General features: G+C 53.3%; 10 protein-coding genes. All 10 read right to left on the bottom strand.

The window, feature by feature from the left end; all coding sequences use genetic code 11:
* Window positions 1–8 precede the first annotated feature (8 nt).
* Window positions 9–1,058 carry a glycosyltransferase gene (locus tag F0A16_RS06545; RefSeq protein ID WP_187775923.1) on the bottom strand — a complete coding sequence of 350 codons (1,050 nt, stop codon included), beginning with the start codon at window positions 1,056–1,058 and terminating at the stop codon, window positions 9–11.
* On the bottom strand, window positions 1,051–2,157 hold the full coding sequence (locus F0A16_RS06540) for a KpsE/RkpR family capsule polysaccharide export protein (protein WP_239023736.1): 1,107 nt from the start codon (window positions 2,155–2,157) through the stop codon (window positions 1,051–1,053). The genes F0A16_RS06545 and F0A16_RS06540 overlap by 8 nt, the downstream gene beginning before the upstream one ends.
* A 39-nt stretch (window positions 2,158–2,196) precedes the next feature.
* A complete protein-coding gene (locus F0A16_RS06535; protein ID WP_149434601.1) occupies window positions 2,197–3,237 on the bottom strand; it encodes an ABC transporter ATP-binding protein in 1,041 nt (346 codons plus the stop codon).
* A 31-nt stretch (window positions 3,238–3,268) separates the two neighbouring features.
* A complete protein-coding gene (locus F0A16_RS06530; protein WP_187775922.1) occupies window positions 3,269–4,078 on the bottom strand; it encodes an ABC transporter permease in 810 nt (269 codons plus the stop codon).
* 109 nt (window positions 4,079–4,187) lie between these two features.
* Window positions 4,188–5,963: a polysaccharide biosynthesis/export family protein gene (locus F0A16_RS06525; RefSeq protein WP_149434600.1), complete on the bottom strand. Its 1,776-nt coding sequence runs from the start codon at window positions 5,961–5,963 to the stop codon at window positions 4,188–4,190.
* 272 nt (window positions 5,964–6,235) lie between these two features.
* Complete coding sequence (locus tag F0A16_RS22235) at window positions 6,236–6,595, bottom strand: DVU3141 family protein (protein WP_420853073.1); 360 nt, start codon at window positions 6,593–6,595, stop codon at window positions 6,236–6,238.
* A gap of 226 nt (window positions 6,596–6,821) precedes the next feature.
* On the bottom strand, window positions 6,822–7,565 hold the full coding sequence (locus tag F0A16_RS06515) for a capsular polysaccharide synthesis protein (RefSeq protein WP_149434598.1): 744 nt from the start codon (window positions 7,563–7,565) through the stop codon (window positions 6,822–6,824).
* A gap of 68 nt (window positions 7,566–7,633) precedes the next feature.
* Complete coding sequence (locus F0A16_RS06510) at window positions 7,634–9,745, bottom strand: beta-1,6-N-acetylglucosaminyltransferase (RefSeq protein WP_149434597.1); 2,112 nt, start codon at window positions 9,743–9,745, stop codon at window positions 7,634–7,636.
* Window positions 9,746–9,750: 5 nt separating this feature from the next.
* Window positions 9,751–10,758, bottom strand: coding sequence for a glycosyltransferase family 2 protein (locus tag F0A16_RS06505; RefSeq protein WP_149434596.1), 1,008 nt, complete (start codon window positions 10,756–10,758; stop codon window positions 9,751–9,753).
* A 421-nt stretch (window positions 10,759–11,179) separates the two neighbouring features.
* The coding region (gene cysN, locus F0A16_RS06500) for a sulfate adenylyltransferase subunit CysN (protein WP_149434595.1) at window positions 11,180–13,009 on the bottom strand (1,830 nt) is incomplete at its 5' end.

Here is a 13,009-nt window from a genome sequence, read left to right as displayed (position 1 = left end):
GTCAACCGTCATTCCCAATTGGTTTGGTATTTCCAGACGCGCTCCACATCGAGTCGAGGCGATAGAGGTGAGAAAGTCGATACATCAGAATTGGCCGCCTCGAACGGCGCGTCGAACATGATGGAGGGTTTCAATTGCCGGCGCTGCCCCTGGGGCAATGGCTGCCGTGCCAACCAACGCCTGGGGCCGACCCGTAGCGAATGACGCTTCAAAATTTTCTGCAATAGGGTGAAATTGCGGCGGTGCTGGTAATACTTGCGCTCCGTCCGCTTGGGATGCCATAGATGAACCAGGGTACAACCGGCTCGACGCGCTTCTTCCCCGTAGAGTGCGAAATACGCCCGAAACCCCCGGTACTCCTGAATGTTCCCACTGCCCATGTTTCGCTCGTATTCCGGCGGGCGTGGCGCAATGGGAAAGCGCGAACTCAGGCGATGCAGTAGCTCGAAATCTTCCGCGCCATGGCCCCGGAAGCGCCTGTCGTGTCCTCCCATCTGTAGCAGATCCCTGCGGTTCAGCACCATGCAGGAGCTCCCCTGCACCAGGAAATTGAGCTGCCCGTAAGGCGTTACGTCGCGAAGGCGAAAACACCAAGGCTCCCGAGCCTGCTGAAACGCTCCCCAGAATGTCTGGGTGCCGGATTCACTCAAGAAGGCAACCGGCACGCAGAAGAAATTCTCGGGCCGCGTCGCCAGCTCCTGCTGTTGGACGTAACGATATATGCGTTCGTAAACTTCGGGCAGCCCTATGAAGTCGACATCGTGCAGCATGACCACGGAAGACCGGGCCACTCTTACGCCAGCGTTCCTTGCCCTGGCTAGCGAGAAACGCCGATACCGCGTATTGAGTCGCTTCAATGTCAACTGCCGTTCCTGCCCCCAACTTTTCACTCGACTTTCTAGATATCGATAGACCCGCCGATGGCTGCCATCATCGACGATCACGATCGCGAAGCAGTCAGGTATCGTTTCTAGCAGGATTTCCAATCGGGCGACTTCGCGTTGGTTCTCGGTTTCCGCCCTAATGGGAATAACGATCGAGACAAGAGATTCAGTCACGATGATCCTTGATAATCAAGATCAGCATGTTGATGATCAGGGTAACGAACATCGCGATCACGGCGAATACCGTAATATCGTAAAGCCGCTCCGGCTTCTCTGCGTATTGCGGTAGCGTAGGTGACTGCAACACTGAAACCTGTTTCAGCTTCCTGGCGGCCTCGATGCGAGTGTTTTGCAGTGCGGATAGCGCTCCCGAGTAGCTATCCTGTGCGAACTGAGCTTGCAATTGCAGGGTCTGGTATTGTGACGAAACCGAGTTCAGCGCATTGCCCGTCTGTCGTGCCAGTCGGTCGCGCTCCTGCGAAATCTGCTGGTTGAGCGCATTGATCTGGCTTTCAACTCGTGTCATCTCCGAAGAACGCGCACTCTGGTAGCTGGAAAGCGCGGTTTTCTGCGCCTTGAGCATAGCCAACTGCCCCTCCAGGGTCGCCACGACGGAGCTCAGACTTTCGACCGTACCTGTCGGAGAAACCAGCCCATTTTTATTCTGATAATCGAGTAATTCCTTGCGCGTCTGATCGAACTGCTTCTTCATCTCGTCGACCTGCACTTCCAGAAAACGCACCTGCTCTTCGGCCAGCCGGCGCCCCATCTCGTTCATATGGCGCTCACCTTCGCTGATCAATAGCTGGGCTATTTTATGGGCCTCCTCCGGCGTATAGGCTTCCACATCAATACGTAGTACGCCCGCGTATTCGTCCAGCTCGACGGAAACCCGCTTCAGATAGTAATCGTATAACTCTTCCATTGGCACATCGGGATCGCTGAGCCGACTGAAAATGTCTCCATTCTCCGAATAATGCTGCCGGAAGTCAGCTTTCTCGACCAGCAGTTGCAGCATATCCGTCGAAAGCAGGAAATCCCGCATCAGCAGCATATCCGACGTATTGGTCGCGCCACTGCCCGAGAGCAGGGTGCTGAAGTCCACTTCCGGCGTTGAAATTTGTGGACTTTCCAACACGACGTTAGCGTGGGAAACATATCGATCGCTGGCCCATACCAAATAATAGAAAGAGACCAGGACGATCAGAGCGAAACACACAACCCAGTGCGGGTACTGTTTTGCAAAGACTTTCATGCTTGCAAAGGCTTTCATTCACGATTTCCAATTACAGAGATTTCGAAGCAATGAGCATCATTGGGTCGGAGCTTGCGGCGCCGATGGTGCGGGCTTGGGCTGTTCAGCTTTTTCGGGCTCTTCGGTTCGGAGCTCTTTGTTCGGCTCTTCCGAATCGTTCTCTTCCAGGCTATTCAACTGCTTGATGATGTCCCGGTGTACACGAATTTTCTTCCGCAAGGAGGCTATCTCGGCTTCCAGAGACTGCCGGCTTTCAGCCTGCTCTGCGTCCTTGGGCAACGCCGCCAACTGCTCCTTGAGCGGAGCGATCTGATCCTGGATTCGCTTGATCTCTTTTCGATTGGTAGCTATGGGCGAAGGAGAATCTGTCTTTCCCTGCGCGGCAGGCTTTCTTGCTGCCTTTGGCTTGGCGGCCTTCTGCTTTTTCGCCGGGCTGCTGATGCGATAGGCGCTATGATAAGCCTTGATGGCATCATGAATGTCGTCGTACCAAGCCGCCTTTCCCTTATCGAGAAAAATGCCGGCTTGGCACATCTCCTTGAGAATACCTTCACCATGAGAAACCATGATCAGGCTCGCCTTGGAAACCCTATCGGCAAACGCCTGCTTCGCCTTGGCTTTGAAGGCACGGTCCCCCACCGCCGTCGCCTCGTCGGAAAGATAAACATCGAAATCGAACGCCAGCGACAGCCCGAACTGCAGGCGGGCGCGCATCCCGGAAGAGTATGTCTTGACTGGCTCGTCAAAGGCTTCGCCAATCTCGGCAAACTCTTCTACCTGGCTAATTATCTTGTGAGTATCACCGCTGTGATTATGAATTCGGGCCACGAACTTGACGTTCTGACGCCCAGTCATCGAGCCCTGGAAACCACCACCCAGGCCAATCGGCCAGGAGACTCTACATTGACGACTGATAGCACCCTTATCCGGCGAGTCCATTCCACCAATCAGCCGCAACAGTGTCGATTTTCCGGCACCATTGCGGCCAACCAACCCCACGCTGACATTCCTCGGAATGGTCAGATTGATATCTCTCAACACCCAGTCGCTACCATGATGGTTATGGTAGCGCTTGTATAGATTCACAATCTTGATCATAAAAGCTGCTATCCGCGCCTTTGGCGATTCTCTATCTTGCTTTCAACCGATTCTCGAAGCGTAAATGGAGCATCAACCCCAAAGTCATCATCGTCAAAGCCCAATACCATAAATAGGCAAGATCGATTCCATCCAAACTTCGATAGCTAGGGAAAAAGTTGAGACGCATGCTTTCCAAGCCATGAACAATCGGGTTCAACAGCACATATTGCTGGTACTCATGGGGAACATATTGTAGTGGAAATATAACCCCCGACAAAATCATCAATGGCATACTCGTCAACCGGATAATGTTGCCGATTTCTGGGACCAACGAGGCTGCGACAGAAGATAGTAGTCCTGCCCCTAATCCAAGCATCCATAGGGATAACCAATCGAAAAGCGCTTCCAGGGGACGATGCGGAACAATCTCTATCTTCATCAAATTGCCTAAGAGAATGAGTAGCAACAAGACAAAAGATTTGAGCATGAACTCCAGAAAACTTCGCACCAATACGGTATCGACCGGCTTTACCTGTCGATAGGTAAAGAGCCCAGCATTGGCATCGACAGCCCCCATCAAGCGCATCAGGTTTTCGCGGAATAACGTGAACCCCATCAGACCGACAAGAATCCAGGGAATAAAATCTGCACCTTCGATATGACGCCCCCCCAGAATGACGCCGCGAATGGCGATCATGACAGCCACGACAGCCATCGGTTCGAATATCATCCAGAACCACGCCATGCGATCAGCCATGGTACGGGCGACCATTTCCCGCATGAACATGGCATGCCATACATTCCAGGTAACGCGCCAGGATGGGCCTAGGCCGGAAAACAGAGAAGAGGATGAAGACATAGCATGTTCGCTATACAGTGGTAAAAAGAAGCCGCAAAATAAACGACCCGCAGGGACTCATTAGGCCGGTGGGGTGGCCCATCATCCCTGAAGGTCTTCGATCCATGCGTTAGAGGTCCAGGGCTACCTTGGTGGCAACGGCGACCTGATACAGGATCTGGGTGATACTCGACGCCAGTTCGATATTGCTGGTCGGTGCCGCCGGTAGCACCAGAATCTCGTCACCCGCGCGCAACTGGGTCTGGCCGGCATGAACCACCGCACCATTGCGGTGAACGACCAGGACCTGATCGTCATCCGCCCGAGGCGTGAAGCCACCAGCCTGTTGGATATAGTCTTCCGCGCTCATACCCGGTGTATAGACCATGGCCTGGGGAATGACGACCTCGCCACTCAGCAGGACCGAATCGGAGCTTTCCGGAATCGTGACGACATCGCCATCCTGCAGGCGAACATCCGCGATATCGTCTCCACGCGCGACGACCAGCCGGCCTGTCGGCTCAACCTGGCGCGCTTTCTGCACGAAGCGTTCGATCAACTCGGCCTGACGAACCTGGATCTCGCCTTCTTTCGCCGTTCGCGAAGGATAACCGAGATAGGTTTGCTCCAGGCGACGCAAGCTATCCTTCAGCGATTCCTCCTGCTGCTCTTTTACGCTCTCCCGGCGGATGGATACGTCCTTGTAGCTGGTCATGCTCTGGGGCACGCCGACCGCATTCAGGAACTCGCCCAAGTGAGCGTCGCGCGGCAGTACATAGCGCGAGGGTCCGTAATAGCTTCCTTCCAGCTGTACGACGATGTTTTCACTACGCTGATCCGCACTGAACATTACTTCGTCGCCGCGTCTTATATTCGCCGACCGGAAGCCATCCAGTGTGTAATATTTGGCGAAGGGGCCTTCCGGGCGATCTCCCCGTAGCAACACATGAGTAACACCGGAACGTAACCTCGCCAGGTTGACGACATCGCTGCCTGTCAGCGTTTCGTCGGCCAATTCGTAACGAAACGGCTTTTCGACATCCCCCACCACGGCTACGGCAGGACCACGCTCCTCCACCACGACGGTATCGCCATCGCGGAACTGAATGTGAGGCATATTGCCGTCAATCAAAAAGTCGTAGAGGTCGGCGTTGCCGATGACTTGGCCGTTGCGCTTGACCGTGATGTGCCGGTAGCTGCCCAACGCCTGGTCGATGCCGCCGGCCTGATCGAGAAAGTAGAGCAGCGAATCGCTCGGCGTCCCGGAATATCGCCCCGGATCCTTGACATAACCGGTCACGAAAACACCAACGGGCTGAACACCCTGCAGGTTGGTGTATACCTGCACGTTTTCCGGATAGACGGTCTTGACCGCCGACGTAACCCGGGCATTGAGCTCGCTATTGGAAATGCCCTGAACATTGAGCGGCCCGATACCAGGCAAAAAGATGTTCCCCTGGGAGTCCACCGTCAGCACACTTTGTAATTCCGTCCCCCCCCAGACCCGCAAATTGATCTGATCACCAGGTTTGATGGTATAGGCCGGATTGAGACCATCGGCCATCACCCCCCGGAACCCGCCGGAGAAAAGGTTTTCCCCGAATGGCGGCAGCATTTCCGGATCGACCGGCGCCTGCTCAGCGTTTGGCGGCGCTTGCTGCGAGGTAACGGGGCCATAGTTGGCATTGTTCCAATCGGCGCGGGGCATGTCGTCGACTGGTGATTGCTGCTGTTGCTGTTGCTGCTGCTGTTGATTGCCGGTCTGCGAGCTCATCGACTGGGTCTGCTGCTCTGGCGCCAAAATGTTGCTACTGGTACCGAACGATTGCGCACTGGCAACACCCACGTTCAGGCACGCTACCGCCACCAGACACCCGGCCCGGAAAAACGATGCTGCATGTTTCATGCACGACTTCCTGTTGTGTTCACACAGTCCATGCCTATCTACCCTCCGGCCTGTGTGGCTTCCTACCATTTTGGACGATACAGGTAGAGGTAAGGGCATGGACATTGGATTTTTGTTAGAACCTGTACACGACCTGATGCGTATCGGCCAGACGTCGTTGAAAACGATCCGGAACGCTAGCCCAGTCGAATGCGCGTTTGGGCCCATGTCAGCTCCGCTCCTTTATACGTTTTCGCTTATCCGATCAAATCCCGCGAGGTCGTGAGCGGCTCTTACGAAGTACTGGGGGCCGCCAGCAGTTGTGTTACCAGACGCTGGGTATACCAACCCTTCCCTTGGACAAGGCAAGCCACTTGCGCCCGTTGCCCATAATTCGCAACGCTACCTGGTACGACACCGCTTTGTGGTGCTGAGCCAGATTGTGAAGTAGCGCCAGTACTCGACGGCACTGCGCCCTCGCGAGCCACGTCCAGATGCGCACAGATCATCCCGCTGGCGGAAAAATAGCGTTTCTGAACGATCACCGATACGTTAGACCCCCACGGGCTCTTCTGAAAGGTGGCAATGCTACCGGGCGTCGCGTTATCGAGAAAGCTGGAGATCTCTTCCCCCGTCGGCGCGCCTCCCCGCATCGTGCCCACGTTATGGCCCTGGGAGCCCCCCGAAGTGGCGCAACCACTCAAGGCGCCATACAGGACCACAGTCATCGCCACCACTCCAAGGCGATATCGGCGTGAAGACAAGCATTGGTAGACTTTGAACATGTCATGGGCTCAAGGTAATGAAAGAAAAATGAGGTACCGATATACGGCCTGTTGCTACGATAACAGAGAGCGATGCGATTGCTATACAGCCCACTCAATGACCACGACCCGATTGATCGCCATAGCGCTTGGACATTCGCATCCAGAACGAACCTTCCTCCGGCACTTCCAGGCTCAGCGTTTCATCGTTGCGGAACATCTCCTGCCAAAGATGTACGAAGGGCGTACCTCGCAACTTGTGCTGAACCTGCTTGGTATCGGCACGTCGCACATAGTATTGATACTCACGCCAATGTACAGGATAGGCATAGGCCGGAGGATAGGCCAGATGGGTGATTGAATGGCCTTTGGCAATCGCGGTCAGCAGATATGGACCAACCTGCCCCCACTCCAGCGCGTCCGTGCCCGCTGCCCGGCATTTTTCCTTGAGCTCCTCCAAGATCGGATGTCCAATCGGAAATTTGAGAATAGCGTTGCAGATCCGCTCTTCGTCTTCCCAACCGAAGAAGAGTTCTCCCGGCGGCAAGACGCCGGGGCGACATCGACACAATACATCGGCATCTACCCACCACCCCCCAACCCGAGAGAGCAGTTCATAGCGAAACAGGTCCGCAAAGGCGGCAATGCTTCCCCGAGAGCCATCCTCGTTCCGATAGTAGAAAATTTCGGATTCTTCCAGAATCTCTCTTGCATCGATACCGATGGCGCCGGCCGGGATCTCGAACTCGCGATAAGAATACAAATGGTATTCATGGCCATGCGCCAAAAACGAGTTTATGGCTATTTTTACGAACTCAGGCAGTTCTTCCCCGTGCCAAAAACTTTGAAAAACCGCCATGAGTTATTCGTACTCCAATTGGGTGTTCCATCGAATTTTGCGGTAGCCAATCGACCTATACAGGTGCATCAAAACTGCTCGTTCGACTGGTAAGCATGTTCAGTCAACCAATTATGAACATCGATCATGAAACAGTCCATTTCATCGTTACGGTATGACAAGAAATCGCACTGGCGTTCTTGCATGTAAATATTGAGAAGATCACGCTCGGCCTGAACTCTATCCTGGGCCTTGAACTGATCCATGGCCCCTTTCGGCCTCAGGACTATACTATCACTCGTAACGTTTTCTCCTTCGACGTGAATGACCAACAGTTCTTTTTTCCAGCGCAAGGTCTCGAGACGCGGAATATCGTCAGTGGAGAAATGCATGGCAAAAATATGCTCACCGGAGGCTTGGGCATTGAGATAAGCCAGATCGGAAAGATAATAGTGCCAATCCAGGGTCCTGTCTCCTCTGGATATGACATCAAAAACGTTGGTAAAGACATTGACTGAATGATTGCCTTCTATCAACTCGATGACTTTTCTTTTATCGCCTTCATTCTCGGTAATTAGAACCACCATTCGGCTGCGTAGCGCTTTGAGAAAAGCATAGTGATCGTGATCTTGACGTAGCAGACTTGGCCACTTTTGCTTGGCTTGTTTTGACTCCAATGCGCCCAAAAAATAACGCCAAGAGTGGTTATTGCTTATGCATTGTCCAACCAATTCGTTCAAGCTTTCATTAGAAATACGAGAGAAGTGGCAATGCCGATGCTGCAGCTTGTAATAGGTTTGACTTTTGAGATACAGATCTTCCATCACAGTCCTGGAATGATAATCTGTATACTTACCATCAACCATGACGACATTGACCAAAGGGCTCCAGCGCAGCACATCAAGGAATTGCTTGGCATTGCGACCAAGAGAAAAAACAACCGTTTTGCCTGGCGCGTGATAGGCTATATCGCCTAGCACCTGGTGCCAGGTATGCCGTGCCAGCTTGACGGCATCCTTGCTAATGCCAAGATAGCCCGTGTGCTCGTAGCCCGCGCCAACTTCCTGGGGATCGAATAGGTCACCGTAGACGACCGTATCCTGCATGGAGTCCAATGTCGTCAAAGCCGCTCGCTTGGTTTCTCTATCCCCACCCACCAATACGATGATGCGACTGGGGATACTCTTGATATAATCGAATTTATTCTCTAAATGTGACGCCAAATTGAACCATTGATTGCCTTTAATGTGTTCGAGCAAATCAAGATGGGAACGTAACGCCAGCAATTCTTCATGGCAATCTCGCTCAAGATAGATAGCAAACTCGCTATTTTTCATGATAGCGATCTGACGCAGTCTTTCACGCAACGTCAATGCAGTGTGGGAGACCTTTCTGACAAAGAACTTCTCCTCCGCCAACAGCTCGGCAATATCATTGTCAAAGTAGACTCTAGGAACACCCCACTCATTGAAACGATAGCGAGTGACAAGATCATCAACGACCTCGGTTTTAGGTACCAGATTCGCCACCATGGTTTGGAAAAACAACTCATCAGGCACCCAGGTTCGCTTGTAAAATCGCCGGAGGACCGAACGCTTCGAGACCAGGTCGTGAATCGATAGAACCGTGGACCGCCGCAAACACCACCATTGGGACCCCATATGTGGAGTATGGCCCAATGGGATCTTGCGATTGACCTTTAATTTTTCCTGCAGTTTCAGTGAGTAATCAAAACGACGCTGCTGATACCGCCAGTTGAAGAGGTGGTATAGACTCCAACGCTCCTTTTGGATACCCGCCGTAATCCAATTGTATTTCACGGCATCGACCGCCTCGATATGGTCTTTGCCGCTCTGCTCCAGATACTCTTCCAGCAATTGAATGGGTTTAACCGGCATACATGAACCCGACAGCAACATAAAGTAGTCACTATCTTCATCATGCTGGTGGATCTGGTCGATACAATTCAGGGTCGCTTGAACGATGGACCATTCTCCCCAAACCACCTTGACTCGGTCGGCAAAGAAAATCTTGCCCGGCAACCGATCATAGCCCCACGATGCCACCGCTTCCGCCAGATTGCCTGGCGTGCCAGCATCATGATGCACGAAGACATTGCTGCCTGCCCCGAGTAGGGCCCCCAGAAGGGACTTCAGCTTATCGGCAGGTTCGTGCGCAAGGAGAATAAACGAGACTTTCATGTTGCTCACCAACCTCCCAAGTTAATCAACCCTCGGCGGGCCAAATCTTGCCAACCCGAATACTTAACGGATACGTTCTCATTATAGAGAACATCTTTCTTCTCAATAACAGCGCCGTACTGCTTATATTCCGCCGAATCATTATAGTGCTGTTTCGCCACCATTTCCTGCCTCACCTTATTGTCTAGCTGACCAATAAATTTAAAATGCAGCAATGCTCCAGTCAGCATTCTCTCATCGATGCATCGATTCAGGCGGCGCGGCAGCATCATATGCATCGAAGAAATATAAACGTAATTCCACTTCCATTTGACCAAGGGCACCTTATTCAGAGCAGGAGCATGCCCCGGCTCTTCCTTGGCAAAAATACGCCGACGCACTCCGCCTTGGACAAACAAATTACGGTGATTGGTATTGTATTGTTTGGAATAACCGCTGCCATCGAAGTAGGGGCAGGTGTCGAGAGGGTCCGTTCCCGCCTGGTAGTAGGATTCGGCAACAGGCTTGTCACTGTACATATCCAGCATGACAGTGAAAAAAGAGTCTTGATTGATACTCTCGAGATGGCTAGTCAGATCTCTTAAGGAACGATGTTCCATATGGGGATAAATGAAAAATTCATCCGGATCACAGGTAAAGCACCAATGACCACAGCCATATTTGAACAATAAATAATTCAGCCAATGCATGCCAAAATTGGAATCCTTATACCCGCCCTCTGTATAAAAAGAGGTTACGTCTTGCTGGGCGGCCAAAAACTCTGATGTTCCGTCATCAGAACCATTATCGACGACGAAAAAATGATTGACTCCTAGCCCTCGATAATACTCGAAAAAGTACTCCAGACGATGAACCTCATTTTTCATCGTTACAAATAGCAGTATATCGTTTTTCTTTATTGTTTTGGTGCGATTGTTCTGTACCTTCAAGGACCGGCCACACCTGCGGGCAGCTTTCATATATGGCAGCAGTTCTGCCAACCACGCTTTTTGCTTCTTGATAAAGCTACGCACATTACCTCCTTGTCAAATGCCTTCACCACCTTTGGATGTTACTGAGCAGGGTGGCCTACTCCCTACAGGCACAGGCCAAACAATCATTGCCCAACAAGCGGTTCTATCGACCACCAAACCCTTGCCATGGCTGGCAAGCCACCTGGACACGCTACCGCCGAACTAATGCCACCATTGCCAACAGACCTGGCGGACTGATCAGTTTCGTAAAGCTGCGGTTACAGAAATAGCCCCGCGCTCTTTTATAGCAAAGACCATAAAAAATATATACATCCAACGAGCACAATAACATATTCTTACTTATAGACAGTCAATCGTTACAAAAACAATGACCCCCCAACCACTGGTTGGGAGGCCTGTTTTTTAGGCGACGAAAATAGCGTTACGGAACATAACCGCTATGCCTATCAACATTTTCCAATTACACGATAACCTGGTACTTACGCAGCGCCTGCAGCAGATCTCTCACTGTCTCTTCCACGCTCAGCTTACTCGTATCGATCTCGATTTCCGGCTTTGCGGGTTCCTCGTAAGGCGAACTGACACCGGTGAAGTCCGCAATCTCTCCCGCGCGGGCTTTTTGATAAAGCCCCTTGGGATCACGCTGCTCGCAGACATCGATGGAAGTGTTGACGAATACCTCGATGAACTCGCCGCTGTCGACCATATCCCGCACCAATTGTCGATCGCGCTGGAATGGTGAGATGAACGACACCAGCGTGATCATGCCGGCATCGACCATCAGCTTGGCCACCTCGCCCACGCGGCGAATATTCTCCTGACGTTGATCGTCACTGAAGCCGAGGTCGCCGCACAGCCCGTGCCGCACGTTGTCGCCATCCAGCAGATAGGTGCTGTAGCCCATGCCGAACAGTTGGCGTTCGAGCGCATTGGCGGAAGTCGATTTACCCGCGCCGGAGAGCCCCGTGAACCAGATGATGCACGGCTTCTGGTGGTTGCGTTCGGCCCGGCGCTGTTTGGTCACGGCCATGTCGTGCCAGACGATATTGCTAGCGCTAAGCGTCTCGACCACCATGCCTGCGCCAACGGTCACGTTGGTCATGCGGTCGATGATGATGAAGTTGCCGGAGTGCGGCGAGCGCACGTAAGGGTCCAGCGCCAGCGGCTGCTTGACTTCGATCTGGCAGCGCGCAATACCGTTGAGCGGTAACGTCTCGGCGGCGTGATGCTCGAGCGTGTTGACGTCGGTTTGATGGATGATCCGCGCCACGCGGCCGCTGACGACGCTGGTGCCAGCCTTGATTTCGTACTCGCGCCCCAGTTCCAACGGCGTGTCGTGCATCCAGACGATGTCCGAGGTGAAGGCCGTGGTCGATTCCAGCTCGCTATCCGCCGCCACCAGCATGTCACCACGCGAGATATCGATCTCGTCTTTCAGGGTGACGGTAATCGCCTGGCCGGGGTAGGCCGCCTCCAGCTCGCCATCGTAGGTGATCAGGCTCTCGACGCTGGAGGTCCTGCCGGAACCAAGCACACGAATGCCGTCGCCCGGATGAAGAATGCCCGCAGCCAGCGTTCCGCAGTACCCACGGAAGTTCAGATTGGGTCGGTTGACGTACTGCACCGGAAAGCGCAGATCCTTGAGATTGCTGTCGTGTTTGACATCCACACTTTCCAGCAGACGAAGCAGGGATTCGCCTTCATACCAATCCATGTTCTCGCTGCGATTGACGACATTGTCGCCTTCCAGTGCGGAAATTGGCACAAAGTAGAGGTCAGCATCGTTCAGGTTGTTCGAGAACGTCTTGTACTCTGCAACGATCTCGTCGAAACGTTCCTGAGAATGGTCAACCAGGTCCATCTTGTTGATGGCAATGACCAGATGGCGGATACCCAACAACGAACAGATGTAACTGTGACGCCGCGTCTGGGTCTGGATGCCGTGACGGGCATCGATCAGGATGATCGCCAGGCTCGCGGTGGAGGCCCCGGTGGCCATGTTGCGGGTGTACTGCTCGTGGCCCGGCGTGTCGGCGATGATGAACTTGCGCTTGTCGGTGGAGAAGAAACGATAGGCGACATCGATGGTGATGCCCTGCTCGCGCTCCGACTGCAGGCCATCCACCAGCAGCGCCAGATCGACCTTGTCGCCGGTCGTGCCGCTGGTCTTTGATGCCTGGGTGATCGCGGCCAGTTGGTCCTCGTAGATCATCTTGGAGTCGTGCAACAGCCTCCCGATCAGGGTGGACTTGCCGTCATCGACACTGCCGCAGGTGATGAAGCGCAGCAG

The sequence above is a fragment of the Salinicola corii genome, assembly GCF_008298015.1.
Lineage (GTDB): Bacteria > Pseudomonadota > Gammaproteobacteria > Pseudomonadales > Halomonadaceae > Salinicola > Salinicola corii.
This window is presented reverse-complemented; position numbering and strand designations above follow the sequence as displayed.

Coding starts and splice junctions, on each gene's coding strand:
- F0A16_RS06535 (WP_149434601.1), bottom strand. CDS start 3,237: ATGATCAAGATTGTGAATCTATACAAGCGCTACCATAACCATCATGGT.
- F0A16_RS06515 (WP_149434598.1), bottom strand. CDS start 7,565: ATGGCGGTTTTTCAAAGTTTTTGGCACGGGGAAGAACTGCCTGAGTTC.
- F0A16_RS06540 (WP_239023736.1), bottom strand. CDS start 2,157: ATGAAAGCCTTTGCAAGCATGAAAGTCTTTGCAAAACAGTACCCGCAC.
- F0A16_RS22235 (WP_420853073.1), bottom strand. CDS start 6,595: ATGCGGGGAGGCGCGCCGACGGGGGAAGAGATCTCCAGCTTTCTCGAT.
- F0A16_RS06525 (WP_149434600.1), bottom strand. CDS start 5,963: ATGAAACATGCAGCATCGTTTTTCCGGGCCGGGTGTCTGGTGGCGGTA.
- F0A16_RS06510 (WP_149434597.1), bottom strand. CDS start 9,745: ATGAAAGTCTCGTTTATTCTCCTTGCGCACGAACCTGCCGATAAGCTG.
- F0A16_RS06530 (WP_187775922.1), bottom strand. CDS start 4,078: ATGTCTTCATCCTCTTCTCTGTTTTCCGGCCTAGGCCCATCCTGGCGC.